This window comes from Rhizobium sp. RSm-3 (genome assembly GCF_001854685.1).
GTDB classification, from domain to species: Bacteria; Pseudomonadota; Alphaproteobacteria; order Rhizobiales; family Rhizobiaceae; genus Rhizobium; species Rhizobium ecuadorense.
The window spans coordinates 232936-259195 of the sequence record NZ_MAWZ01000002.1; the positions used below are offsets into that span (position 1 = coordinate 232936).

17 protein-coding genes and 1 tRNA gene are annotated in these 26260 nt (G+C 61.6%); 14 read left to right on the plus strand and 4 right to left on the minus strand.

Annotated elements, in window-relative coordinates; translation table 11 throughout:
- Positions 1–158: 158 nt before the first annotated feature.
- The 5 genes from BBJ66_RS04325 to BBJ66_RS04345 all read left to right on the plus strand — a co-directional run bounded on the left by BBJ66_RS04325 (position 159) and on the right by BBJ66_RS04345 (position 5763).
- Positions 159–1568, plus strand: coding sequence for a helix-turn-helix domain-containing protein (locus tag BBJ66_RS04325; protein ID WP_071085233.1), 1410 nt, complete (start codon positions 159–161; stop codon positions 1566–1568).
- A gap of 126 nt (positions 1569–1694) precedes the next feature.
- Positions 1695–2792, plus strand: coding sequence for a polyamine ABC transporter substrate-binding protein (locus BBJ66_RS04330; protein ID WP_049733040.1), 1098 nt, complete (start codon positions 1695–1697; stop codon positions 2790–2792).
- Between the two features lie 90 nt (positions 2793–2882).
- Positions 2883–4025 carry an ABC transporter ATP-binding protein gene (locus BBJ66_RS04335; protein ID WP_049733039.1) on the plus strand — a complete coding sequence of 381 codons (1143 nt, stop codon included), beginning with the start codon at positions 2883–2885 and terminating at the stop codon, positions 4023–4025.
- 4 nt (positions 4026–4029) lie between these two features.
- Complete coding sequence (locus tag BBJ66_RS04340; protein ID WP_049733038.1) at positions 4030–4941, plus strand: ABC transporter permease subunit; 912 nt, start codon at positions 4030–4032, stop codon at positions 4939–4941.
- Positions 4942–4944: 3 nt separating this feature from the next.
- On the plus strand, positions 4945–5763 hold the full coding sequence (locus BBJ66_RS04345; RefSeq protein ID WP_049733037.1) for an ABC transporter permease: 819 nt from the start codon (positions 4945–4947) through the stop codon (positions 5761–5763).
- Between the two features lie 2 nt (positions 5764–5765).
- On the opposite strand, the gene BBJ66_RS04350 is transcribed toward BBJ66_RS04345, so the two are convergent.
- Positions 5766–7658, minus strand: a complete 1893-nt coding sequence (locus BBJ66_RS04350; protein WP_071085235.1) for an AsmA family protein — start codon at positions 7656–7658, stop codon at positions 5766–5768.
- Positions 7659–7898: 240 nt separating this feature from the next.
- On the opposite strand from BBJ66_RS04350, the gene BBJ66_RS04355 reads away from it, so the two are divergent.
- Positions 7899–9851: an acetoacetate--CoA ligase gene (locus tag BBJ66_RS04355; protein ID WP_071085237.1), complete on the plus strand. Its 1953-nt coding sequence runs from the start codon at positions 7899–7901 to the stop codon at positions 9849–9851.
- Positions 9852–10108: 257 nt separating this feature from the next.
- On the opposite strand, the gene BBJ66_RS04360 is transcribed toward BBJ66_RS04355, so the two are convergent.
- On the minus strand, positions 10109–13978 hold the full coding sequence (locus BBJ66_RS04360) for an ATP-binding protein (RefSeq protein ID WP_071085239.1): 3870 nt from the start codon (positions 13976–13978) through the stop codon (positions 10109–10111).
- A gap of 214 nt (positions 13979–14192) precedes the next feature.
- Here BBJ66_RS04360 and BBJ66_RS04365 point away from each other — a divergent pair, with 214 nt between their 5' ends.
- The 5 genes from BBJ66_RS04365 (at position 14193) to BBJ66_RS34860 (ending at position 21114) form a co-directional block, all read left to right on the plus strand.
- Positions 14193–14642: a phasin gene (locus BBJ66_RS04365; RefSeq protein WP_049733034.1), complete on the plus strand. Its 450-nt coding sequence runs from the start codon at positions 14193–14195 to the stop codon at positions 14640–14642.
- A gap of 130 nt (positions 14643–14772) precedes the next feature.
- A tRNA-His gene (locus tag BBJ66_RS04370) sits at positions 14773–14849 on the plus strand.
- A gap of 680 nt (positions 14850–15529) precedes the next feature.
- Positions 15530–20305, plus strand: a complete 4776-nt coding sequence (locus BBJ66_RS04375; RefSeq protein ID WP_071085241.1) for a M10 family metallopeptidase C-terminal domain-containing protein — start codon at positions 15530–15532, stop codon at positions 20303–20305.
- A 155-nt stretch (positions 20306–20460) separates the two neighbouring features.
- On the plus strand, positions 20461–20898 hold the full coding sequence (locus tag BBJ66_RS04380) for a DUF4174 domain-containing protein (RefSeq protein WP_049735855.1): 438 nt from the start codon (positions 20461–20463) through the stop codon (positions 20896–20898).
- A 48-nt stretch (positions 20899–20946) separates the two neighbouring features.
- Positions 20947–21114, plus strand: coding sequence for a hypothetical protein (locus BBJ66_RS34860; protein WP_016734737.1), 168 nt, complete (start codon positions 20947–20949; stop codon positions 21112–21114).
- On the opposite strand, the gene BBJ66_RS04385 is transcribed toward BBJ66_RS34860, so the two are convergent.
- Both BBJ66_RS04385 and BBJ66_RS04390 read right to left on the minus strand, forming a co-directional pair.
- Complete coding sequence (locus BBJ66_RS04385) at positions 21111–21992, minus strand: LysR family transcriptional regulator (RefSeq protein ID WP_049735856.1); 882 nt, start codon at positions 21990–21992, stop codon at positions 21111–21113. The two genes, BBJ66_RS34860 and BBJ66_RS04385, sit on opposite strands and share 4 nt — an antisense overlap.
- Positions 21989–22303 (minus strand): putative quinol monooxygenase, encoded by a 315-nt coding sequence (locus BBJ66_RS04390; RefSeq protein WP_049735857.1) that lies wholly within the window; start codon positions 22301–22303, stop codon positions 21989–21991. The genes BBJ66_RS04385 and BBJ66_RS04390 overlap by 4 nt, the downstream gene beginning before the upstream one ends.
- 178 nt (positions 22304–22481) lie before the next feature.
- Between BBJ66_RS04390 and BBJ66_RS04395 the strand changes: the two genes are divergently transcribed.
- The 3 genes from BBJ66_RS04395 (at position 22482) to BBJ66_RS04405 (ending at position 26254) form a co-directional block, all read left to right on the plus strand.
- Positions 22482–23978, plus strand: coding sequence for a CoA-acylating methylmalonate-semialdehyde dehydrogenase (locus BBJ66_RS04395; protein ID WP_049735858.1), 1497 nt, complete (start codon positions 22482–22484; stop codon positions 23976–23978).
- A 154-nt stretch (positions 23979–24132) separates the two neighbouring features.
- Positions 24133–25215 carry a YjgN family protein gene (locus BBJ66_RS04400; RefSeq protein WP_049736037.1) on the plus strand — a complete coding sequence of 361 codons (1083 nt, stop codon included), beginning with the start codon at positions 24133–24135 and terminating at the stop codon, positions 25213–25215.
- A complete protein-coding gene (locus BBJ66_RS04405) occupies positions 25205–26254 on the plus strand; it encodes a M48 family metallopeptidase (protein ID WP_049735859.1) in 1050 nt (349 codons plus the stop codon). Before BBJ66_RS04400 ends, BBJ66_RS04405 begins: the two co-directional genes overlap by 11 nt.
- Positions 26255–26260: the final 6 nt, after the last annotated feature.

The window sequence follows — 26260 nt, forward strand, 5'->3', positions numbered from 1 at the left end:
TGCTGATGACAAGATTGACAATATCGCGCTGCATGACCAGAAAAACCTTTGATTTGCTGGCATGAAAGAGGTTAAGATGACGAGGATTGACAGAGCGGCGCTGTGAATTTGTAAAATTTTGTAAAGATTGGCGCCGCTGACTTGTCAAAGGGTGTCACATGGCGGAACGGAAGATATTCGCAGGCCCGAAACTGCGGCGCATCCGCAATGCGCTGGCGCTGACGCAGACTGCCATGGCCGAGGCGCTTGAAATATCGCCCTCTTACCTGAACCTGATCGAGCGCAACCAGCGGCCGCTGACGGTGCAGCTCCTGTTGAAGCTCGCGGCCGTCTACCGGGTCGATCTGGAGGAGTTGCGCGGGCAGACCGGCGGCAGTCTCGGCCAGCTCAAGGAGGTCTTTGCCGATCCGCTGCTATCAGGCGAATTGCCCGGCGACCAGGAACTGGTCGAGGTGGCCGAGGCCGCGCCCAATGCCGCAAGCGGCATGATCAAGCTCTACCGCGCCTATCGCGAGCAGGCGGCACGGCTGTCCGATCTGACGGCGTTGATGGCCGCCGAGGGCCATGCGCCCGTCGCCGCCGGCCGCTTGCCGCTCGACGAGGTGCGCGAGGCGCTGGAACGCCGGTCTGCCTATTTCGCACGGATAGAGACGGCGGCGGAGACCTTTGCCGCGACACTTCCCGGCGGCCTCGATCTTGCCGCCGGGCTGAAGGACTGGCTGCGCGCCGAGCGTGGCATCGCGGTGCGGGTGCTGCCGGTGCACGTCATGCCGGATCTGCGCCGCCGCTTCGATCGTCATTCGATGCGGCTTTTCATCTCGGAGCGCCTGTCGCCGGCTGACCGCGCGCACGAGATATCAGTCGAGGCGGCGACCCTCGCTTTGCTGCCGGCCATCGATGCCGAGCTCGACGATCTCGCGCTCTCTTCGGCCGAAGCGCGCCGCATCGCCCGCTTCGAGCTTGCCCGCATCGCCGCCCTGGCGCTCGCCATGCCCTATGAGGCCTTCCTGTCGGCGGCAAAGGCGACACGCTACGATATCGATATTCTCAGGGCGCGCTTCGGCGTCTCCTTCGGCCATGCCGCCGCCCGCCTGACGATGCTGCAGCGCCCGGGTGCGGCCGCCATTCCCTTCTTCCTGATCGAGATCGATGCCGCGGGCCACCGGTTGCGCCGGGCAGGCGCCCAGGGTTTTCCGCAGGCCCGCTTCGGCGGCGGCTGTCCGAAGCTCAATCTCCACGCCGCCTTCCTGCAGCCGGGCCAGATTCTGGCCGAAACGGTGGTCATGCCGGATGGCGCCTCCTTCCTGACGGTCGCCCGCACGCTGGAGGGGCCGAGCGTCGAATTCGGCGAAAGGATAAGGCGCACCGCGATCCTGATCGGCTGCGACGCAGCCCTTGGCGAGACGCTGGTCTACGGCCAGGTGACGGCGCTCGAGCCGGTCGCGATCGGTCCTGCCTGTCGCCTTTGCGAGCGGCGCGGCTGCCTTTCCCGCGCCGAGCCGCCGGTGACGCGGCCGCTCGGGCTCGACGAGATGGTGGCGGGGCTCAGCGCCTTCGATTTCCAGTGATTGTGAAATCATTGAAGGCGCAGGATTTTGCGCTTGTGGGCTGTGAAATTCCTTCTTAGTCTGCTGATAAAACCAGAGGGAAAAGACGTCCGGGGGTGCGGGCTCTTTGAACAAACAGGAGAAGTCATGAGGTCAATCATTCCAAGCGTGACGGCCGCCGCCGTTGCCGCGCTCCTAGCCGCCGCGCCGGCCTTTGCCCAGGAGCGCGTCGTCAACGTCTATAACTGGTCGGATTATATCGACGACAGCATCCTTGCCGATTTCACCAAGGAAACCGGCATCAAAGTCGTCTACGACACCTTCGATTCCAACGAGACCGTGGAAACCAAGCTGCTTGCCGGCGGCACGGGGTATGATGTCGTCGTTCCCACGGCCGACTTCCTGCAGCGCCAGATCCAGGCCGGCGTCTTCCAGAAGCTCGACAAGTCGAAACTGCCGAACCTTTCCAACATGTGGGATGTGATCCAGCAGCGCACCGCCGAATACGACCCGGGCAACGAACACGCGGTCGATTACATGTGGGGCACCGACGGCATCGGCTACAATGTCAAGAAGGTCGCCGAAATCCTCGGTCCCGATGCCAAGCCCGGCCTCGAAGTGATCTTCGATCCGAAGGTCGCCGCAAAGTTCAAGGATTGCGGCATCTACGTGCTCGACACGCCGAAGGACGTCATCACCACGGCGTTTCGTTATCTCGGCCTCGACCCGAACTCCACCAAGGCTGAGGATTTCAAGAAGGCCGAAGAGCTGCTGACGGCTATGCGCCCCTATGTCCGCAAGTTCCATTCCTCCGAATATATCAATGCGCTTGCCAACGGCGACATCTGCATCGCCTTCGGCTATTCCGGCGACATGCTGCAGGCGCGTGACCGTGCTGCCGAAGCCAAGAACGGCGTCGAGGTCAATTATTCGGTTCCCCCGCAGGGCGCCCAGATGTGGTTCGACATGATGGCCATTCCCGCTGATGCGCCCCACGTCGCCGAAGCCCACGAATTCCTGAACTACATGATGAAGCCTGAGGTCATCGCCAAGGCGAGCGACCACACCTTCTATGCCAACGGCAACAAGGCCTCGCAGCAGTTCGTCAGCAAGGACATTCTGGAAGACCCGGCCGTCTATCCCACAGAGGCCGTGATGAAGAACCTCTTCACGGTCAAGCCCTGGGATCCGAAAACGCAGCGTCTGGGGACGCGCCTGTGGACGAAGGTCGTCACCGGCCAGTAATGCAGTCTTGGGCCCGGGCGGAAACGTCCGGGCCTTTCAATTACCGGCCCGGGTGGAGGCCGGAAAAACCGTTGTATTTCGGGGAATAATATGAAGTCTCTCGGCAATATCCGCCGCGCTTTCGCGCCCTGGACCGATCCCTCTGCAAAACCCTTCATTGCCTTCAGGAATGTCACCAAGCGTTTCGGCGATTTTACCGCCGTCGACGATCTGTCGCTGAATATCTATCACCGCGAGTTCTTCGCGCTGCTCGGTGCTTCGGGCTGCGGCAAGTCCACGCTGCTGCGCATGCTCGCCGGCTTCGAGCAGCCGACCTCGGGCGAGATCGTGCTCGACGGCACCGATATGGCCGGCACGCCGCCCTACAAGCGGCCGGTCAATATGATGTTCCAGTCCTATGCGCTTTTCCCGCACATGACGGTCGAGAAGAATATCGCCTTCGGCCTGAAGCAGGACGGTATGGCGCAGGATGAGATGACCGACCGCGTCGCGCAGATGCTGAAGCTCGTCAAGCTCGAGCAGTTCGCCTCGCGCAAGCCGAACCAGCTCTCCGGCGGCCAGCGCCAGCGCGTGGCGCTCGCCCGCTCGCTCGCCAAGCGCCCGAAGGTGCTGCTGCTCGACGAACCGCTCGGCGCGCTCGATAAGAAGCTGCGCGAGGAAACCCAGTTCGAGCTGATGGACCTGCAGCAGAGCCTCGGCCTCACCTTCGTCGTCGTCACCCACGACCAGGAAGAGGCGATGACCATGGCCGACCGCATCGCCGTCATGAGCCACGGCAAGGTCGTGCAGGTGGCCACACCGGCGGAGATCTACGAGGCGCCGAATTCCCGCTTCGTCGCGGATTTCATCGGCGATGTGAACATCTTCGACGGCAAGGTCGCCTCATCGGGCAACGGCACCGTCGAGATATCAGTCGACAGCGGTTTCAGCGTCCGTGTTGCCGCTGCTGAGACGCCACCGGCCGGCAGCGCCGTCGGCTTCGCCATCCGGCCGGAAAAGATGCGGGTCACCCGCCAGCCGCCGGCCAACGCTTCGGTCAACGCCGCCACCGGCGAACTCTGGGACATCGCCTATCTCGGCGACATGACCGTCTTCCATGTGAAATTGCAGAGCGGCAAGGTCGTCAAGGCCTCGTCCCTCAATGCGCAGCGCTCCGTCGACGATCCCTTCACCTACGACCAGGACGTCTGGATCTCGTTCGACGAGAATGCCGGCGTTCTGCTGAAGGATTGAGATCATGGGCAAGCTCACCTCCGGCCTCTACAATCGGCTCGTCATCACCATCCCTTATGCCTGGCTGCTGCTCTTCTTCCTGGCGCCGTTCTTCATCGTCTTGCGCATCTCGCTGTCGACGAAGGCGATTGCCATGCCGCCTTATGAACCGGTCTTCTCCTCTGCCGACGGCTGGAGCGGTTTCTGGGGCAAGGTTGCGACCTTCTCCTTCGACAATTACGGCTACCTCACGGACGACCCGCTCTACTTCAACGCCTATCTGTCGAGCGTTACCATCGCGGCGATTTCGACCTTCTTGATGCTGCTGATCGCCTATCCGATCGCCTATGGCATGGCGCAGGCGCCGCGCACCATCCGCCCGGCGCTGGTGATGCTGGTCATCCTGCCGTTCTGGACGAGTTTCCTGATCCGCGTCTATTCCTGGATCGCCATCCTGAAACCGGAAGGGCTTCTCAACCAGCTTCTCCAGTCGCTGCACATCATCGACAGCCCGTTGATCATCCTCAACACCAATACCGCCGTCTATATCGGCATCGTCTATTCCTATCTGCCCTTCATGGTGCTGCCGCTCTATTCGGCGCTGGAAAAGATGGACGGCACGCTGATCGAGGCGGCCCAGGATCTCGGCTGCACGCCGATCCGGGCCTTCTGGCGCGTCACCTTTCCGCTGTCGATCCCCGGTGTGGTGGCCGGCTGCATGCTGGTCTTCATTCCCGCCGTCGGTGAATTCGTCATTCCCGACCTGCTCGGCGGTTCGCAGACGCTGATGATCGGCAAGACGCTCTGGAACGAGTTCAACGCCAACAGCGACTGGCCGGTCTCCTCGGCGGTGGCAACGATCCTGCTGATGATCCTGGTGATCCCGATCGTCTTCTTCCAGAACGCACAGGCCAAGGCCGAAGAGCGGGGGAAGTAAGTCATGCAGAGATGGACCCGTTTCAACATCGTCTCCGTCACGCTCGGCTTTGCCTTCCTTTACCTGCCGATCGTGCTTCTGGTGATCTTCTCCTTCAACGAATCGAAGCTCGTCACCGTCTGGGGCGGCTTCTCCACCAAGTGGTATGTCTCGCTGCTGTCGAATCAGAGCCTGCTCGACGCCGCCTGGGTGACGATCCGTGTCGGCCTGCTGTCGGCGACGCTCGCAACGATCCTCGGCACGATGGCGGCGCTGACGCTGGTGCGCTACACCCGCTTTCGCGGCCGCATGCTGTTTTCGGGCATGATCTACGCGCCGCTCGTCATGCCTGACGTCATCACCGGCCTGTCGCTTCTGTTGCTCTTCGTCGCGATCGGCTTCGACCGTGGTTTCTGGACGATCATGCTGGCGCATACGACGCTGACCATGTGCTTCGTCGCCGTCGTCGTGCAGTCTCGGCTGCTGAGCTTCGATCGGTCGATCGAGGAAGCGGCACAGGACCTCGGCGCGCCGCCGGTGCGCACCTTTTTCGAGATCACCCTGCCGATCATCGCGCCGGCCGTGATCTCAGGCTGGATCCTTGCCTTCACCCTGTCTCTCGACGATCTGGTGATCGCCAGCTTCACCTCGGGGCCGGGCGCCACCACGCTGCCGATGAAGATCTACAGCCAAGTGCGCCGTGGAGTAACGCCTGAGATCAACGCGGTGTGCACGATCCTGATCGGCATCGTCGCGGTCGGCGTCATCTGCGCCTCGATCGTCACCAAGCGTCGCGAAATCCAGCGCCAGCGGGACGAGCGTGCCGCCGCCGCCGGCGCTTAATTCTACTGCGCGTGGGGCGTGGTGCCGAAGAGTGGAACCGGCGAGATCACCGGGTTCGGCCAGGAGCCGCCGATGAAGAAGGGCAGAAGCGGCAGATCCGCCGCCTTGGCCGGATCGGTCGACTCCAGCGATCCGGACAGCGCCAGCCCGTTCGACTGATAGGTGATGACGCCGGAAAGCGTCAGCGTCTCGGCCGTGCCGGCGATCTTAGCGTCGTGCATCTCGGCGGAACCGTTGGCGAAATCGGCCTGCAGGTTCAGCTGGTTGAAAGCGAAGGCACCGCCTGCCGCAGCACTCAGCGGAAAGAACGGTTTTTCGGCTGCCTGCGTCCTCAGCGCCGCGGCATCGATGCCGGGGATCGTGCCTTCCCTTGTCCAGAAGTGCAGCCTGCCGGTAACGTCGGCAAGACCGGTCGTCCAGATCGCCTTCGGCGACTGTAGGTCGAGATCGAGCGATCCCGTCGCCAGCGGCAGCGGTCCCTTCAGCTGCAGGCGCTCGGCAAGGGCTGCGAAGTCGGCGTCCCTGATCGACAGCTGCAGCTTGCCGCCGCCGTCGAAGTCGCGCTGGGTCGCTTCCAGATGCGCGGTCATCTCGCCGCCTTCAAACCGGCTGTCGCCGATGTCGAATTTCGCTTCGCCGCCGGCGACGATCATGCTGGCGCCGACATCGGAGAGCGAGAACAGACCCATCTGTGCGCGCCGCGCCGAAAGCCTGACGTCGACATCGAGCAGCCGCAGCGGCCCGCTGATGCCGGCGGAGATTTCCCCCGCCTCGCCGGCGGCGAGCCTGAGCGCGAAGGCGTCGAGGAACGGCTTGAGGTTCATCTGGTCGAAGGCGAGCGTGCCGCCGATCTTCGGCCGTTTGCCGGGTTGGGTGAAAAGGTCCATCACCCCCGTGGCGCTCGCTTCGTTCAGCGACAGGCTGAGATTGTTGAAGCGCAGCCCGTTGCCCGACGACATGATGTCGGATTCCAGCGAGGCGCTCTTCAGCGTTGCGATCCCGGGGATCGATTTGCCCGACCATTTGAGAAGTGCGGGCATATCGGGAATGCTGGCGGTGATGTTGCCGGAAAGGGCCGAAAGGCTGGCGATGCTGGCAATTCCCTGGAAGTGCGCCGTCAGCAGGTTCGATGTGAGCGACGTCCGCGTTTCGGCATTCCTGCCGGCAAAGGCGAGCAGCGGCTGGCGCGAGGCGAAATCGACCTTCAGGTCTTCGCCGTTGATGCGGGCGATGATAACAGCCGAGATCGCGCCGGATAGTCTCGGCCAGGCGATATCCGCAGTGACGCTGTCGAAACGATAGGTTTTGGCGGTCTTGATATCGGTCACCGCAAACGTGCCGTCTTCGACCGTCACCGCGCCGATTTCGGCATCGAGATCGGGATCGAGCACCTCGGCGCCGTTTTCATAGCGCACGCCGCTGATCGCGCGAGCGAGCAGGCCGGCATAACTCCAGTCGATCAGGCCTTTGTCGTCGCGCGTCAGCGCCAGGTTGGGACGCACCAGATGGAATTCGTGGAAGCTGGTGCGGCCTCTCAGCGCATCGATGAGGCTGAAATCGGCCGACAGGCTGTCGATGCTGCCGAGCAGCTTGTCGCCGCTGTCGCGCGGCTGGCGGATGGTGATCTGGTTCAGCGTGATGCGCGGCGTCGGCCAGAATTCGAGAACCGGACTGCCCTTGATTTCGGCATGGTAGCCCGTCCATTTCGACAGGGCGTCCTCGATGCCAGAGCGCACAAAACCGGTGGTGATCAGATAGGGTGCGGTGACCCGGAGCGCCACGAAAAGCGCCAGCGCGATCAGCAGGAACACCGTCGACAGGCGGGCAAAGGCCGGCAGCCAGCGCGAAACGGGTCCGATCTTCCTGCGCCACCTGCGATGTCTTGACGTGCTCATGATCTCCGCCGGCAATTCAGCCGGTTATCCCGTTAAGCGCTGATTTCGCCGGATATAGGAAATATCCGGCATATGCAAATCCCCCACAGTGACGCCGATCGTTTCAGACGCGCTGAAGACGCCGCGGCACTTTGAAGCGACGCATCGTGCGTCCGAATGCGCAGGCTGGAATCCCGGCGGTTCCGCACTTTATAATGCAATGCAGCATGATATAAAGGCGGCATTGGGGAGGAGGATTGAATGCAGGATAACAGACCACTTTGGGTGCCCTCGGACGAGGCCGTTGCAAAAAGCCCGATCCATGCCTTTATGGCGCGCTGCAATGCCGATTTCGGGCTTGCGCTTTCCGGCTTTGAGGATCTGCATGCCTGGTCGGTGGCCGAGCGGGAGAAGTTCTGGTCGACTGTGTGGGATTTCTGCGGCGTGAAGGGAGAGCGCGGCGCTGAGGTGCTGATCGACGGCGACCGCATGCTGGAGGCCCGCTTCTTTCCCGATGCGACGCTGAACTTCGCCGAGAACCTGCTCTCGGGGCGCGGCGAGGGTGATGCGATCATCTTCCGCGGCGAGGACAAGGCTGCGGACCGCTGGTCATGGGACCGGCTGCGGGCGCTGGTCTCGAAGCTGCAGCAGGCCTTCAGGGCGCATGGCATTGGTGAGGGCGACCGTATCGCCGCGATGATGCCGAACATGCCGGAGACCGTTGCAGCCATGCTGGCCGCCGCCTCGATCGGTGCCATCTGGTCGTCCTGCTCACCTGATTTCGGCGAGCAGGGCGTGCTCGACCGCTTCGGCCAGATCGGTCCCAGGCTGTTCATCGCCTGCGATGCCTATTGGTATTCCGGCAAGCTGCAGGACGTCGGCGCCAAGGTGGCAACCGTTGCAAAGAGCTTGAGCGTGCCGACGGTCATCGTTCATTACGCCGGCGATGCCGAAGCGGTGGCGCGCACAACGCCCGGCGCTTCGACGCTGGAGGCCTTCGTCGCGCCCTATACGGTAAAGGAGGTCGAGTTCACGCCGCTCGCCTTTGCCCATCCGCTCTACATCCTGTTTTCTTCAGGCACGACGGGCGTGCCCAAATGCATCGTCCATTCGGCCGGCGGCACGCTGTTGCAACATCTCAAGGAACAGCGGCTGCATTGCGGTCTCGAGGCGGGCGAGAAGCTGTTCTACTTCACCACCTGCGGCTGGATGATGTGGAACTGGCTGGTCAGCGGCCTTGCCAGCGGCGCCACGCTCTGCCTGTTCGACGGTTCGCCCTTTGCCCCGGACGGCAACGTGCTGTTCGATTATGCCGCTGCCGAGAAATTCGCGATCTTCGGCACCTCGGCCAAATATATCGATGCGGTGCGCAAGAGCGGGCTGACGCCGCGCGCAAGCCACGATCTCTCCAGCCTGCGGCTGATGACCTCCACCGGCTCGCCGCTGTCGCCCGAGGGCTTCACTTTCGTCTATGAGGGCATCAAGGAAGACGTGCAGCTCGCCTCGATATCGGGCGGCACCGATATCGTTTCCTGCTTCGTGCTCGGCAATCCGCTGCAGCCGGTCTGGCGCGGCGAGATCCAGGGGGCCGGCCTCGGCCTTGCGGTCGACGTCTGGAACGATGACGGCAAGCCGGTGCGTGGTGAGAAGGGTGAACTCGTCTGCACCAAGGCCTTTCCCTCGATGCCGGTGATGTTCTGGAACGATCCCGACGGCGCCAAATATCGCGCCGCCTATTTCGACCGCTTCGACAATGTCTGGTGCCACGGCGACTTTGCCGAATGGACGGAGCATGGCGGTCTGATCATCCACGGCCGTTCGGATGCGACGCTCAATCCCGGCGGTGTGCGCATCGGCACGGCCGAGATCTACAATCAGGTGGAGCAGATGGCGGAGGTGGCCGAGGCGCTGTGCATCGGCCAGGAGTGGGACGACGACGTGCGGGTCGTCCTGTTCGTCCGCCTTGCTGCCGGCGTGACGCTGGGCGAGGACCTGATCAAGGCGATCAAGACGCGGATACGCACCGGCGCCTCGCCGCGCCATGTGCCGGCCAAGATCATCGCGGTCGCCGATATTCCCCGCACCAAATCCGGCAAGATCGTCGAGCTCGCCGTGCGCGAGGTCGTCCACAACAGGCCGGTGAAGAACCAGGAAGCGCTCGCCAATCCCGAGGCGCTGCGGCTCTTTGCCGGGCTGGAGGAACTCAAGGATTGATCGCGGATCGGAAGTTACAAGCTTTTATCACTGATCCATGCACTGTCATGGAAACCTTTCGTTAAGAAAGGTTTGTCAAATGTAAAAGCCAACTTAGGGGCCGTATGTGAACGAGGCGGCCTGGAGCCCTACAGCGCCGCGCGTCTTTTCAGACGCGCAATTATGCAGGAGGGCTTTCGATACATGATGGTGATCGACTGAGCTCTTGTTGAACAGCACCAAATTCAAGGCAGCCTCGGCTGCCTTTTCTTTATGGCTCAGCCAGCCAGCACCCGCTGCGAGGGGAAGGTGATCTCGACGAGCGTGCCCTCGTTCGGCGCCGAATTGATCGAGAATACCGCCCGGTTGGCATCGACCATCGCCTTGGTCAGCGGCAGGCCGAGCCCGGTGCCGTCGCCGCGATGGCGCGACTGGGTCGACGAGACCTGCCGGAACGGCTTCATCGCCTGGTCGAGCTCGCTGCGCGTCATGCCGATGCCGGTATCGCGGACCCTCAGCACGACGCTGCCATTCGCCTCATAGGAGGTGGAAACGACGATCTGCCCGCCCGACGGAGTGAAGCGGATGGCGTTCGACAGGATGTTGAGGGCGATCTGCTTGATCGAGCGCAGATCCGCCACGACCTCGGGCACCGCATGCGACAGCGCCGTGCGGATGATGACGCGCTGGCCGTTTGCCTGCGGCTGGACCAGCGCCACGGCCTCCGAGACCGCCTCGTTGAGGCCGACGGCGGCAAAATCGAGATCCATCTCGCCCGCCTCGATCTTCGAAATATCGAGCAGGTCGTTGACGATATCGAGAACATGCCGGCCGGAACGGCCGATGTCGTTGGCATATTCGATATAACGGGGATGGCCGATCGGCCCGAAGCGCTCGCCGGCCATCATGTCGGAAAAGCCGATGATGGCGTTGAGCGGCGTGCGGATTTCATGGCTGACGCGGGCGAGGAAATCGGTCTTGTGGGCGTTGGCGGTTTCGGCCGCACCCTTGGCGTTGCGCAGCTCGTCCTCGGTGCGCTTCCACTGGGTGATATCGCGGATGACGGCGCAATAGCCGTTGGAAGAGGTGAGCTGACCCATCGTCATGAACAGCGGCACGAAGCCGCCGGCGGCCTCGCGGCCGATCACTTCGCGTCCGTCGTTCAAGACGCTGGCGACGCCATGGCCGGAAAGGCCATGGAGATAGTCGAGTACCGCCTTCTGGCTCTCATGGGCAAACAGCATGACGAAGGGTTTGCCGCGCGTCTCCTGCTCGTCGTAATTGAAAAGCGCGCTGGCCGACCGGTTCATCGAGCGGATGTCGCCCTCCGTGCCGATGACGACGACGCCGTCGGTCGCCGTTTCCAGGATTGAGCGCAGTTCTTCCACCTCGACCTGAAGCTTGGCGACCTTCTCGACCATGCGCTCGGGGCGCGCTTCGGACCGGCTGCTTTCCTTGCCTTCCACCGGCATCAGCGCCAGCATCAATGCGTTGGCGTCTTCCCAGCGCACCGATTGCAGCCGCGCCGTCACCGGAACGAGGCTGTCGTCGGCCTTGACCAGCATCATGGTGCCGGAGCCTGCCGCCTTTTCCTCGAGTTCGCGGCGCTGCAGCAGGGCTTCGATGCCACCGACCTCGCGCAATGCGTCGAGCGAGGTGTAGCCGGTCAGCCGCATGAATTCCGGATTGGCATGGATCAGCGCGTCGCCGACATGGATGAGCACGGCAACCGGCAGCTGGTCGACCGTTCCCAGCGAAAGCCCGTCGGTCATCTTGACGCGCGGCGGGATGAAGCTTGTCAGGACCTCGATCTGGCTGACCGTCTCCTCCAGCCCTTCCGTAGCCTCGTCCTCTTCTATGAGATCAGGCGTCTCGGCGCCGGCGTCGTCATCACGCTGGGCCTCGGCGGCATTCTCGAAAATCGCCTCCTGCGGCGCGATCTCTTCGCGCGAAGGCACGTCCGCCTCGTCGGCAATAGATGTTTCGGCCTCGAGCTTTTCGGGTCCGGAAGCCTCTTCGAAGCTTGCCGTTTCGGCAACAGTGGGTTCTATCCGTGCCGGCGCGGCAGGTTCGTCCTTGCTGGCGCCGAAGGCTTCGAGACGCTTGGCGATCTCGCGGAAATTGGCCTGCTCGGCGGCCGTCAGTCCGGCGCCGCTATTGTGGAGCTGAACGATCTTGTCGGAGAAACGGCGATTGGGCGTTTCCGAAATGCGAAGCGCCGGCGGCTCGTTCGACGTTTCCGCTGCCGGTTCGGCGGCGGAGATATCGCCGACATCGGCGCTATCGTCTGTTTTTTCCGCAGCGCTTTCCTGGAATGGCGGCTCGACGGATACCAGCTCGCCTGGCTCCTGCTCAATGTCCGCCTGCTCGGCGGCAATTGCCTCAGGCGCTGGCTCCGTCTCCGTCGGCAGCTCGCTTGCCGCAGGCGCCTGGTCCTCGACCTCATCCGGCAGGGCGGACTCGCTCACGGCTTCTTCCTGCGCTGCAGGCACGGCGTGGACCGCGTCGGCAACGGTGTCCGGCGCCGGGCCGAGGCTTGCCGCATCATGGCCGACGCCATCCGGGCCGAGCGTCAGGCCGAGCGCCAGCGGATCTTCTTGCGCATCGGAAAGCCGGACAACGCCGAAGCCGCGGAAACCGTCGAAGTCGCGGTTGCGGGTATAGGTCGGCAGCGCCGCCAGATCGACCGGAACGACGAGGCTGGTGCCTTCGACCGGCCAGAGGATGGTTTTGCCAGACCATGTGTCGCGGCGGGCGAGCGCCTCGGCAAGCTTGCCTTCGGGATCGAGATTGAAGAGGGCGGCGACATCGCCGAAGGCGGAGCCGATAATCTCGGATGCATGCGGACCGACGGCCTCGGCAAATTCGTGGCTGACCTCGTTGAACCGGCCCTCGGCATCGATCTTCCAGACGAAGCGCGTGGCGCGGCTGTTTGGCCTGAAGACGAAGCCGGGCGCGGCCGCAAGCTCAGGAGCAGGGGGGGCGTCGTCGACCGCAGACTGTGCGACGACGGGCTCTTCGGCAGCGGCTTCCGGCGCCTCTTCAACCGACGCTTCGCCGGCTTCAACAGGCGGCTCCGCCGTCATTGCCGTTTCCACCGTCTCCGTGACGGAGGCAAGGTCGTCCTCGATAATCGCGGCAGGCGCGATCGCCTCTTCCGCGCTGCCTTCGATCACGCCGCCGTCGCTCTCCGGCTCCGCATATTCGGCGAGATCGGTTTCCTCGGCCGCCTCGCCTGCGGATACCGCTGCCGCCTCTGCCGGCTGGTCGTTTTCGCCTGAGATGTCCTCGAGCGTCTCCTCGACTTCTTCGATCCCCGAGACTGCCTCGATGATCTCGGTGAAGCCTGTGTCGGAAACGGGCTCGTCGCGGGGCTCATCGGCCGGCGGCACGGCGTCTTCCTGCGCGGGCGCATCCGCCGCGTGGAGCGCGGGCGTATCGATCAAGTCGGGCGCGGATGCGTCGATCGGGTCGAGATGGCCGGTCGCCGTCTCCACGGCAAAGAGCAGGTTGAGTGCCGGCTCGTCGCTGAGCTTGCCGACGGCTGCCGGTAGATTGCCTCTGCCAGTGGCGACCGGTCGCTTCACCAGCCGGTCGGGATGCGCACCGGCCAGGTTAATCAGGGTTTTTGCCGTCTGCTCGGAAATCCCGAGCGAAGCAAAGCCCGGCGAGGCAGCGATGACGTCGCCGTCGGCGCCGATCACAGCCATATGCGTGTCGGGATCATCGAGCCCCTGCAGCATCTGGGCTGCCGAGGCGCCTGCGGTCAGCGGCTTTGCCGAGACCGGCACCGAAAACAGCATGGCCTTTTCGCCTGAGGAAAGCCGGATCAGTTCGGCTGCCGCCTGCACCTGCACGCGCTGAAAGCCCTTGGCGACACGGATCGTCAGGCTTCTGTGGTCACCGATATCGGCAAGCTGGCGTGCGGCCGTTTCCAGCTGGCGGAAGGTGATGTCGGTGCGGTCGACGCCCTGATCGAGCAGATCATAGACGGCCGCATGGCCGAAAAGTTCGGCGCCCGCACCGTTCGCCCAGAGCAGGCGGGCGAGATCGGCCGAAAACAGCACCATCGCCTCACCGCGCGAAAAGCGTTCCCGCACCCGTGCATGCACGGCGATATCGATGAACGGATATTGGACTGCGGGCATGATCGAACCTTGTCGCTGTCGGCCTTCTTAAATTAACGGCTTATTAATAACTGCGGGGCGCATGCGGGTCCAGAAGAGCAGGGGGTTTTCGGCCGGCAAGGTTAACGTCTTGTGCATCGCACAATAATTGTTGCAATGCACAATGAAATGTCTTATATAAGCGTCATCCCAACTATTGCAGGCAGCGACTGCCTCAGCCCAAAGGATGCGACCCATGGCTACCATAAAGACCGACGACGTTTTTTCAATCGCTTCTTTCGACCCGTCCAAGTTCGCGGAATCCTTCCGTGATTTCGCCGAAAAAGGCGCTCAGCAGTCGAAGGACGCCTATGCCAAGCTGAAGACCGCCGGCGAAGAAGCCGGCAAGACCCTCGAAGCCACCGTCCAGACGGCACAGGCCGGCAGCGTCGAACTCGGCCTGAAGGCGATCGACATCCTGCGCGTCAATTCCGAGAACTCCCTCTCGCACTTCGAAGCGCTGCTCGGCGTCAAGTCTGCCGCCGAATTCTTCGAGCTGCAGACAGCGTTCATCCGCAAGCAGGCCGAGCTCACCGTCGAGCAGGCGAAGTCGATCCAGGAAACCACCAAGCAGGTTGCCGAAAAGCTGGCAAAGCCCTCCAAGGACGCCGCCGAAAAGGCCATGGCTTCCTTCAAGGTTGCCTGATCGATCTTGACCGATCGAAGACAAAAGGCTGGACCTCGCGTCCAGCCTTTTTGTATATTGACGAGGAATGGGGCTTGAATTCATCGCCAAGTCCCCGTATGTGACCCCCATCGCGCCAAGCGTGATTTATGCGGTTGTAGCTCAGTTGGTTAGAGCGCAGGTTTGTGGCACCTGAGGTCGGAGGTTCGAGACCCCCCAACCGTACCATCTCCCCACGTAGGATCGCTTTCGAGCAAGTCGTTTTCGGCTAACGTTATTTCGAACGAATTGTCACTGCAGATGCTGAAGTAGTGTGCAAACCGCAAGCTTTTGGAAGCGCGGCGCCCTCAAGAGCTCGACGCTCTGACCGCGAATTGCTGCTTATTTGCCACATCAAATCGAACATTTGGAATGGCACAACCGCCCATATGGTGCGATAGCGCCATCTGAGCTACATGTGCAGCAAATAGCAGCACCAAGGTCCGCAATTGCGACGATCCGCCACTCGATCCAAAAAGAATCCCCTACGCCAGCATGTCGCGGAAGATGCGAACAGCGAAGCCTACCTCGCCCCAAGAGAGGCGGAGATAGCTTTCGGAGCGTCGAAACATGCGGAGCCGATATCGCCGAACCTGAGACTTACTAAATTTCAGCACATGAATGTAACGTCAATTTAAGTGCCGTCATGCCAGCAATTGCGGAAGTTGGGACGGGCAGAACGCAGGATCCTGGAATATGTCTTGTAGCCCTTGAAGAGGTTGCGGAGGAAGCGTTTCATAAGCGCTGGTTGCCAAGATCAAAAACATTCCTGAACGGAAATGAAGCTTTTAGTTGAATTTTCCCCTTTTATGAAGCAGAGGGAAATTGGTGTTAGGCGCGGCCGAGTGGAATAGGCAAACGGGGATTTTATGACGGACCTTATTACTCCGACGAAGAGCGTCAACACGACTGGCGATGCGAAAGTTGACGGGCTCTTCAGCGGCACCGCCTGGGACGGAACGATAACCTATGCGTTTCCTACCACCTCGTCATCGTATGTCGATGATGGCGTCAATATATACTATGAAAAGTACTATTCTTTCACTCCAATATCCTCGCAGCAGCAGTCTCACGCCTTGTTCTTTATGGAGCAATCCTACGGGAGTGCGGCAAATGACGGCTTCTCCGTCGAGGGGTTCACGAACGCCAACTTTGAGGCCGGAAGCGCGAATACCGCAACGGTGCGCTTCGCTCAAACGTCGGATCCCTTGCTGGATACGGCGGGAGCCTATTTCCCAGCCGCAGACGGGCGGGGTGGGGATATCTGGTTCGGGACGGGATATGCTGGCACCGAAGCTGATTATCGCTTCCCGAGGTTCGGCAACTATGCGGGCCAAACCTTGGCGCACGAGCTGGGTCACGCGCTCGGGCTGAAACATGCTCACGAAGGGGGAACGGTCGTTCCAAGCGCCTACGACTCGCTCGAATACACGATCATGACCTACCACACATTTATCGGAGACGATGAGAGTGGGGCCAAGTATGAGCAAAATGGCGCCCCACAAACCTTCATGATGCTCGACATCGCCGCCCTGCAGGAAATGTATGGTGCGGACTATACGACGAACAGTGGCGATACCGTCTACAAGTGGAATCCGAACCAGGGCATCACCTATGTCAATGGGGTGGCGGCCATTACGCCCGCTGCCAACAGGGTTTTCGCAACAATCTGGGACGGCGGCGGTATCGATACCTATGATTTGAGCGCTTATACCACCGCCCTCAAGATCGACTTGCATGCAGGGGGGTATTCGGTCTTTTCCCAGGGTCAGTTGGCCTATCTGGGCGGCGGGCCGAATGATGGCTATGCCCGCGGCAACATTTTCAACGCCCTTCTTTATCACGACAATGTTGCGTCGTTGATTGAGAACGTTTGGGCCGGCTCCGCCAACGATACCATTGTCGGCAACGAGGCGGACAATACACTCTGGGGCAATGCCGGAAACGATACCCTTACTGGCGACTCCGGCAATGACACTCTCGACGGCGGTGCCGGAAACGACAAGATGTCGGGCGGGGCGGGTGACGACGTCTACATCGCCGACAACGGCAATGATGCTGTCATTGAGAATGCCAATGAGGGGACGGACACGGTCCGGACGACGGTTTGGAGTTATACACTCGGCGCCAACGTCGAAAACCTGACCTATATCGGCACCGGCACGTTCGCCGGTGGTGGCAATGCGGCGGACAATGTGATCACCGGCGGGACGGGGTCTGATCGGCTGGATGGGAAGGCCGGTGCCGACACGCTGATCGGTGGTGCGGGCGACGATCAATATACTGTCGATAGTCTCAACGATGTTGTGATCGAGGCCGCCGGCGGCGGCGTTGACACGATCTGGACCGATCTTAACACTTATTCGCTGGCGGGGATCGCCAATGTCGAGAACCTATCCTTCTCAAGCGGCGGCAATTCTACCGGCACCGGCAACAGCCTCGACAATATAATCAAGGGTGGGACAGGCAACGACACGCTCTCTGGTGGGGTAGGCAACGATACTCTGATCGGTGGCTTGGGAACTGACACGCTCATCGGTGGGACTGGCAACGATACTTATGTCGTTTGGGATAACGGCGACACTATCATCGAAAACGTCGACGAGGGGATCGATACGGTTCAGACGACAATGGCGGCCTACACATTGGCAGCCAATGTCGAGTACCTCATCTACAGCTGGGTTGGGGCGTTTGCGGGCACGGGCAACAATCTCGACAACACGATCACGGGTGGCGCTGCCAGCGATACGCTCTCCGGCGGCGCCGGCAATGACACGCTGGATGGCGGGGCAGGCGCGGACAGCCTGTTCGGTGGTGCCGGTAACGACACTTACATCGTCGACAATGCCGGCGACCTCGTCACCGAAGCCGCCGACGCAGGGATCGATACGGTTCGCACGACACTGGCAAGCTATACGCTCGGTAGCAATGTCGAGAACCTCACCTATAGCGGCACGGCAGCCTTTGCCGGGACCGGCAATAGCCTCGCCAACACGATCAAGGGCGGGGCAGGTGCCGACACCCTGGACGGAAAAGCCGGAGCAGACATATTGATCGGCGCAGCCGGCGACGACACCTATTTTGTCGATAACGTTGCCGACGTCGTCACTGAACGGCCGAATGAAGGAGCCGATCTGACCAAGACGACGCTTTCTTCCTATGCCTTGACCAATAATGTTGAAAGCCTGACCTTCATTGGCACCGGCGATTTCGCTGGGACTGGAAATGGTCTCGCCAATACGATCACCGGCGGTGCCGGCAACGACACACTTGACGGCGGCGTCGGCAACGACACGCTGAACGGTGGCGCCGGCAACGACATACTTGATGGCGGCGCCGGCAACGACAGGCTGGCAGGCGGCGGCGGCGACGACGTCTATATCGTCGACAGCGCGAGCGACGTGATCACCGAACTGGTCAGCGCCGGCACCGATGAAATCCGCACGGCGCTTGCAGCCTACTCGATCGCCGCACTGGTCAATGTCGAGAACCTGACCTACACGGGATCCGCCAACTTCACCGGCACCGGCAATGCGCTTGCCAACACGATCACCGGCGACGCCGGCAATGACACGCTTGATGGCGGGGCCGGTGCGGACAGCTTGATCGGCGGTTTGGGCGACGACACCTACATCGTCGACCATGCCGGCGACACCGTCACCGAAGCCGCYGATGAGGGGACCGACACGGTTCGCACGGCATTGGCGAACTATACGCTTGGCAGCGATGTCGAGAACCTCACCTATACCGGCACGGCRGCCTTTACCGGGACCGGCAATGACCTCGCCAACACGATCAAGGGCGGGGCAGGTGCCGACACGCTGGACGGCAAGGCAGGCGCGGACATATTGATCGGCGCAGCCGGCGGCGACATCTATATTGTCGATAACGTTGGCGACGTGGTCACCGAAGGGCTGAATGAAGGAACCGATTGGGTCAAGACGGCGCTTTCAAGCTATACGCTCGGCAACAATGTCGAGAACCTGCTCTATACGGGATCCGCCAGCTTCACCGGCACCGGCAACGCGCTCGCCAATACGATCACCGGCGGCGCCGGCAACGACACGCTTGACGGCGGCGCCGGCAACGACACGCTGAACGGTGGCGCCGGCAACGACATCTATATTGTCGACAGTGCGAGCGACGTAATCAGCGAACTGGTCGGCGGCGGCACCGACGAAATCCGCACGGCGCTTGCAGCCTACTCGATCGCCGCATTGGTCAATGTCGAGAACCTGACCTACACGGGATCGGCCAACTTCACCGGCACCGGCAATGCGCTGGCCAACACGATCACCGGCGGTGCCGGCAATGATGTGCTGAATGGTGGAATTGGCGCCGACAGCTTGATCGGTGGGGCGGGTGGCGACGCCTATGTCGTCGACAATGCCGGCGACCTTGTCAGCGAAGCGGCCGATGCAGGGATCGACACGATTTGGACGACATTGGCCGCCTACACTCTGGGGGCCAATGTCGAGAACCTCACCTACTTCGGTACGGCAGCCTTTGCCGGAACAGGCAATGATCTCGCCAACACGATCACGGGTGGCGCTGCCGCCGATACGCTTTCCGGCGGTGTCGGCAACGATGTGCTGAATGGTGGACTTGGGGCCGATCGTTTGATCGGCGGGGTTGGCGACGACACCTATATCGTCGACCATGCCGGCGACCTCGTCACCGAGGCCGCCAATGAGGGGACCGACACGGTGCAGACGACATTGGCGGCCCACACATTGGCGGCCAATGTCGAGAACCTCACCTACATCGGCACGGCAGCCTTTGCCGGGACCGGGAATTTGCTCGACAACGTTATCACAGGTGGTGTTGGCGCTGACACCCTCACGGGGGCTGCGGGCAACGACACTTTGATCGGCGGGGGTGGCTCCGACAAGATGTCAGGTGGGATAGGCGACGACGTCTACGTCGTCGACATCGCGACCGATCTGGTGATCGAGAATGTGAACGAAGGGACGGACACGGTCCGGACGGCGCTTGCAAGCTATACGCTCGGCAACAATGTCGAGAACCTGACCTACACGGGATCCGCCAGCTTCAGCGGCGCCGGCAATGCGCTGGCCAACACGATCACCGGCGGCGCCGGCAATGACACGCTGAACGGCGGGGCAGGTGCGGATACCTTGATCGGTGGTGCGGGCAACGACACTTATATCGTCGACCATGCCGGCGACCTCGTCACCGAAGCCGCCAATGAGGGGATCGACACGGTTCGCACGAACCTGGCGAGCTATACGCTTGCCGGCAATGTCGAGAACCTGAGCTTTGCCGGCACTGGGACGTTTGCCGGAACAGGGAATGCGCTGAACAACGTTATCGTCGGCGGCAGTGGTTCCAATACGCTAACGGGTGGCGGCGGCAATGATACGATCACTGGTGGAGCGGCAGCCGACGTCTTCGTTTATTTGACGAACTGGGGCCATGATACGATCACAAACTTCGTGGCAACCGGCTCGGCACATGACGCGATCTCGATCGATCACAGCATTTTCGCCGACTGGGAATCGCTTTTTGCGGCAACCGCGCAGTCCGGGAATGATACAATTATTACAGCCGATTCCGACAACACCATAACGCTTACGAATGTTGCTGTTTCAAGCCTTCAATCTTGGGACTTCCTGTTTGCATAATTTTTGCTCGGACTCGCGGCATATTTTTTGCCGCGAGTCCGAGATCGGGAAACGCACGTGCGACCTCCCACTGCAGCAATGAAAGCCGGGATCCTATCGATTGGATGGAACCCATGCCGTCTCGCGCCGTTCTCCAAGTTAACGGGAGAATATGCATGTCGAAAACCCTTCTCTACGGCGCGACCAAGATTGACGAGACGAACAGCGCCTATGCGCCGGTCGAAAGCCTGGCGGCCTTCCAGTGGAAGAACCGCGTCTTCGTCGTGTTTGCCGACAGGGACAATGCCCGCGCCGCCCGCCAGGAAAATCAGCTTTTGACAGACCGTTCAGCCCTCGACGAGCGTGATCTGGTTGTGCTCAAAATCTCAGGTGCAACTGTCCGGCCGCTCTTCGGTGCGGCGGACGGTCTTGACGGCGAAGCGATCCGCCGCGATCTCGAGGCGTTGGAGATTGGGGAATTCGCCGCCTTCCTTGTCGGCAAGGACGGCACGGTGAAGCTCAAGGTCAGCGAGCCGATCACCGATGGCGAGCTTTTCGCCATCATCGACAGCATGCCGAGGCGCGCTGCCGAATCGCTGAAGCCGGACAAGTAACCCCGGCCCAACGTCAGTTTGTTCCAGCATCATGAAAGGGAGGCGGTCATGTCCGTGCCCAACGAACCCATTCCCGATCAGCCGCCGATGCCGGCGCCCGGCTGGAAGCCGGTGCCGCCGATTACCGAACCGGAGCCGGACAGGCTCCCCGACGAGGCGCCGGTTCCCAATCCAGACGAGAACGACGAGCCAGCGAAGCACGTCTCCGAAAATTAAAGGAAGATCTGCCGTTCGGCGCTGACGAGTTCCTGCAGGAAATCGACGACGCTCCTGACGCGTACGAGGTCGCGCGCCGTTTCGTGATAGGTCGTCCAGTAGGCACGCCGGATCGAAACCTCCGGCAGAATGCGCTGGAGCTCCGGATATTGCCGGGCGATATAATCGTGCAGAATGCCGATGCCGGCGCCCGATCGCACCGCTTCAGTCTGCCCGATCGCGGTCGAAATCTCGAAGCTTGCATCCCAGCTTCGCATCACCTCGCCGGAGAAATTCAGCGAGGCGGTGAAGATCAGGTCTTCGACATAGCCGATGCGCGGATGCGCCTTCAGCGCCTCGATATCACAGGGTGTGCCCCGGGAGGTGAGATAATCGCGCGAGGCATAGAGACCGAGCGTATAGTCGGTGAGCTTGGAGGACACGAGCCGGCCCTGTTCGGGCCGTTCCAGCGTAATGGCGATATCCGCCTCGCGCTGCGACAGCGAAAACGAGCGCGGCACCGGGACAAGCTGGATTTTCAGCGCCGGATGGCGCTCGATCAGCCGGCCCATGCGCGGCGCAAGAAAGGAAACGCCGAAGCCGTCAGGCGCGCCGACGCGCACCGTCCCGGCAATCGCCGTATCGGTGTGGCCGAGGCTGGCCTGTGCTGCGAGCATTTCCGTTTCCATCCGCTCGGCGGATGCCAGGAACACTTCGCCTTCGGCAGTCAACTCGCAGCCATTGGTGCGGCGGATGAAAAGCCGCGTCTTCAGCGCCTCCTCCAGCGAGGTCAGCCGGCGCGAGAGTGTGGCGTGATTGAGCCCCAGCCGCTTCGAGGCGGCAAGAATCTGCCCGGTACGGGCGACGGCAAGGAAAATCCGGACGTCGTCCCAGTTCATGGCTTGGCCCGCATTGAGATCGGATCGACCTCAATCAGCGTCAGCGATGTCACCATGCCGGCCGTCTCGCTCTTGTATTTGAGGAAATGCGGTGTCCGCAGATGGGCTTCGTAGGCCCCCTTGTCGGCATAGACCTCAAGAATGCGGATCCGGTTGGGGGCGTCCCTGATGGAAACAGCACTCAGAGAAAGGACGCCGACTTCCAGCCTGACGGATGCCTCGATTTCCTCAGTGAGCAATGCGCGATAGGCGTCGAGCCTATCCGGATCGATCTCCAGCTCCGCCATTCTGACGACAGGTTTGCGGCTCATCGGCTTGACCTCTCCGGGATTTGACTTGTCCGCGTGCCGTTCCAAGTTTGGGAGCAGCAGCAACGCCTGACGCAATGGCAGCGCTATAATTTACGCACAACCGTTACTTATATCAGCGCATTGATTTGTGCAAATTGAAGTGCGATTGTAGGCCATCCAAAAAACAGGAGGAGCATCCATGCGTGAGATCGGTCATTTCATCGGCGGCAAGCAAGTCGCCGGCACCAGCGGCCGCGTGAGCAATGTCTATAATCCGGCAACCGGCGAAGTGCAGGCGACGGTCGCGCTCGCAAGCGTCGAAGAACTGCGCGCCGCCGTCGAGAACGCCAAGGCAGCGCAGCCGAAATGGGCCGCCACCAATCCGCAGCGCCGCGCCCGCGTCTTCTTCAAGTTTGTCGAACTCCTGAACAAGCACATGGACGAGCTTGCCGAAATGCTCTCCAAGGAGCACGGCAAGACGATCGAGGATGCCAAGGGTGACGTCATCCGCGGCCTCGAAGTCTGCGAATTCGTCTGCGGCATTCCGCATCTCGCCAAGGGCGAGTTCACCGAGGGCGCGGGCCCGGCGATCGACATGTATTCGATCCGCCAGCCGGTCGGCATCGGCGCCGGCATCACCCCCTTCAACTTCCCCGGCATGATCCCGATGTGGATGTTCGCGCCGGCAATCGCCTGCGGCAACGCCTTCATCCTGAAGCCCTCCGAGCGCGATCCTTCCCTGCCGATCCGTCTTGCCGAACTGATGATCGAGGCCGGTCTTCCCGCCGGCATCCTCAATGTCGTCAATGGCGACAAGGGCGCCGTCGATGCGATCCTCACCGATCCCGATATCGGTGCCGTCTCCTTCGTCGGTTCGACGCCGATCGCCCGTTACGTCTATGGTACTGCGGCGATGAACGGCAAGCGCGCCCAGTGCTTCGGCGGCGCCAAGAACCACATGATCATCATGCCGGATGCCGATATGGATCAGGCCGTCAATGCGCTGATGGGCGCAGGCTACGGCTCGGCCGGCGAGCGCTGCATGGCGATCTCGGTTGCCGTTCCGGTCGGCGAGGACACCGCCAACCGCCTCGTCGAGAAGCTGATCCCGAAGATCGAATCGCTGCGCATCGGCCCCTACACCGACGATCAGGCCGATATGGGCCCGCTGGTCACCAAGGACGCCTATACCCGTGTTCGCAGCCTGATCGACCGCGGCGTCGAGGAAGGCGCCAAGCTGCTCGTCGACGGCCGCGACTTCAAGCTCCAGGGCTATGAAGACGGCTATTTCGTCGGCGGCTGCCTGTTCGATCACGTCACACCCGAGATGGATATCTACAAGACCGAGATCTTCGGACCTGTCCTTTCCGTCGTTCGCGCCGAGAATTACGAAGAGGCGCTGTCGCTGCCGATGAAGCACGAATATGGCAACGGCGTTGCGATCTACACCCGTGACGGCGATGCGGCCCGCGATTTCGCCTCGCGCATCAATATCGGCATGATCGGTATCAACGTTCCGATCCCGGTTCCGCTCGCCTACCACTCCTTCGGCGGCTGGAAGGCCTCGAGCTTCGGCGACCTCAACCAGCACGGCACGGATTCGATCAAGTTCTGGACGAAGACCAAGACCGTCACCGCCCGCTGGCCCTCAGGCATCAAGAGCGGCGCCGAATTCGTCATGCCGACGATGAAGTGATTTTCACGACAGATCGATCTGCAATTCGGGGGCCTTGTGGCCCCCGTTTTCGATTTCAGGTTGTCGATTTCTTCGCGTTTTGCTTTTCTGTCGGTGCGCTCGACGCGTGATTCTCATCATGCTGTCGGGCAATGTGCTGGGGGAAGCAGAGATCATGGATAACAGAGTGTCCGCGGGCTCCGCGGCGAACGCGTTTGAACGTGCCCGGTTCACCGGCACGGCATCGGAATATTTCGGTATCTGGATCGTCAATGTCCTTTTGACGATCGTAACGCTCGGCATCTATTCCGCCTGGGCGAAAGTGCGGCGCAATCGCTATTTTTATGGCAACACCGTCCTGCTCGGCCGTGCTTTCGAATATCACGCCACCGGCAAGCAGATTTTCATCGGCCGCCTGATCGTCTTCGCCTTCCTTGTCGTGGCCAACATTCTAGCGGCGATCCATCCGCTGTTCTCGCTGGTGACCACGGTCCTGGTGCTCATCGCTCTTCCGTGGCTGATCGTCAGAGGCCTTCGTTTCAACACTCGCGTGACCAGCTATCGAAATGTGCGATTTGATTTCACCGGCACGGCCGGCGGCGCCTTCGTCTGCGTGATGCTTGGAGGTCTCGTCGCTTTCCTGTCGCTGGGTCTGCTTGCGCCCTTGGCCAGCCGTTGGCTCAACCGCTATATCTTCAACAATCTCCGCTACGGCAATCGGCCTTTCGATACCGATCCCAAGATTGGCACGCTCTACCGCGCGCTTCTCATCCCGGCCCTGATGGTCGTGCTGGGCCTGGTCGTTCTCGCCGGGTTGGTTGCGATCGCGGTCGTCGGGATGCAGGCCAATGACCCCGGCGCATTCGAGCATGATGCCGCTATGTTGATGATAGTGTGGGGAATGTATCTTGTCGTTTTCGGCCTGATCATCGTCTATGGCCTTGCAGGCCTCATATATCGGGCCGCCGTCCATAACATCGTCTGGTCGTCGACCCGCATCGACGGCCAGCATCTCCTGCGCAGCGATCTTTCCCGTGCACGCTATGCCTGGATCGCCATATCGAACGTCGTGGTGACGATGCTTACCCTCGGCTTGATGCGCCCCTGGGCGGCGGTTCGTCTGGCACGCTATGTGGCCGAGCACACGGCGATCCGCATCGAAGGCGAAATCGGCGAGGTCTTTACGCAGTTTCAAACGACTGGCGCCGCCGTCGGTGCGGAATATATGAGCATGGAAGGGATCGATTTTGGTTTCTGACGCAGAGACCATCGCCAAAGGGGAATGGTATCCGCCGCATTCGAGCGGCTCCGTTCCCGCACGCCTGCTGTCGCGCGGCGGGCGCCTGCTCGCCGTAACCGACGAGGATGTCGCCCTTTCGGATAGCGCTGCCGGAGAGCTCTCCTTCACGCCGCGCGTCGGGTCGATCCCCCGACGCGCCGTCTTTGCCGACGGCTCGGTCTTCGAGAGCAGCGACAATGATGCAATCGATGCCTTTCTTCGCGGCGGCGGCAGAAGCGGCTGGGTACATCGGCTGGAGGAATTTCACCCCCGCATCTTCGTCTTCGCGGTCGCGGTCGTTCTGCTCGCCGTCGGAATCTATCGTTACGCGCTGCCGGCGCTCGTCGAAGTTGCCGTCTTCGTGACGCCGCCTGTTGTTTCCGAGGCAATGTCCTACAGCGCTCTCAACACGCTCGACAGGACTGCGCTGTCCGCCAGCCAATTGGACGAAGCCCGGCAAGCCGAAATCGCCGATCGCTTCCGCCAGGTCGCTGCCAATGCCGAAGGCGGCGCCGGCCGTTATGTGCTGAATTTCCGCGATGGCGGCGTGATCGGTCCCAACGCTTTCGCGCTTCCCGACGGCAATATCGTCATCACCGACCAGCTGGTGGAACTGGCGGGCGGCGACGATGAGATGATAACCGGGGTTCTCGCCCACGAGGTGGGCCATGTCGAATACAAGCACAGCCTCCGGCAGCTTTATCGCGCCGCAGGTGTCGCCGGCCTCGTCATGCTGATTGCCGGTGATATCGGCTCTGGCGTCGAGGATATCCTGACGCAGGGTGGCGGCCTGCTGGCATTGTCCTATTCACGCAGTGCAGAGGCCGAGGCCGACCGGCGCTCGGTGGAACTGATGCGCAAGGCCGGCATGGATCCTGTTGCGATCGCCCGTTTTTTCGATGTCCTGGAAGCCAAGCTCGGCGATCATTCCAGCACCAGCATGCTCTCCACCCATCCGGGCACGCCCGAGCGCAAGCAGGCGATCCTGGATTATGCCGGCGCTCTGCAGCAAGATTGACGTCGC

Coding starts and splice junctions, on each gene's coding strand:
- BBJ66_RS04325 (WP_071085233.1), top strand. CDS start 159: ATGGCGGAACGGAAGATATTCGCAGGCCCGAAACTGCGGCGCATCCGC.
- BBJ66_RS04330 (WP_049733040.1), top strand. CDS start 1,695: ATGAGGTCAATCATTCCAAGCGTGACGGCCGCCGCCGTTGCCGCGCTC.
- BBJ66_RS04350 (WP_071085235.1), bottom strand. CDS start 7,658: ATGAGCACGTCAAGACATCGCAGGTGGCGCAGGAAGATCGGACCCGTT.
- BBJ66_RS04340 (WP_049733038.1), top strand. CDS start 4,030: ATGGGCAAGCTCACCTCCGGCCTCTACAATCGGCTCGTCATCACCATC.
- BBJ66_RS04355 (WP_071085237.1), top strand. CDS start 7,899: ATGCAGGATAACAGACCACTTTGGGTGCCCTCGGACGAGGCCGTTGCA.
- BBJ66_RS04390 (WP_049735857.1), bottom strand. CDS start 22,303: ATGAGCCGCAAACCTGTCGTCAGAATGGCGGAGCTGGAGATCGATCCG.
- BBJ66_RS04345 (WP_049733037.1), top strand. CDS start 4,945: ATGCAGAGATGGACCCGTTTCAACATCGTCTCCGTCACGCTCGGCTTT.
- BBJ66_RS04395 (WP_049735858.1), top strand. CDS start 22,482: ATGCGTGAGATCGGTCATTTCATCGGCGGCAAGCAAGTCGCCGGCACC.
- BBJ66_RS04385 (WP_049735856.1), bottom strand. CDS start 21,992: ATGAACTGGGACGACGTCCGGATTTTCCTTGCCGTCGCCCGTACCGGG.
- BBJ66_RS04400 (WP_049736037.1), top strand. CDS start 24,133: ATGGATAACAGAGTGTCCGCGGGCTCCGCGGCGAACGCGTTTGAACGT.
- BBJ66_RS04335 (WP_049733039.1), top strand. CDS start 2,883: ATGAAGTCTCTCGGCAATATCCGCCGCGCTTTCGCGCCCTGGACCGAT.
- BBJ66_RS04360 (WP_071085239.1), bottom strand. CDS start 13,978: ATGCCCGCAGTCCAATATCCGTTCATCGATATCGCCGTGCATGCACGG.
- BBJ66_RS04365 (WP_049733034.1), top strand. CDS start 14,193: ATGGCTACCATAAAGACCGACGACGTTTTTTCAATCGCTTCTTTCGAC.
- BBJ66_RS34860 (WP_016734737.1), top strand. CDS start 20,947: ATGTCCGTGCCCAACGAACCCATTCCCGATCAGCCGCCGATGCCGGCG.
- BBJ66_RS04380 (WP_049735855.1), top strand. CDS start 20,461: ATGTCGAAAACCCTTCTCTACGGCGCGACCAAGATTGACGAGACGAAC.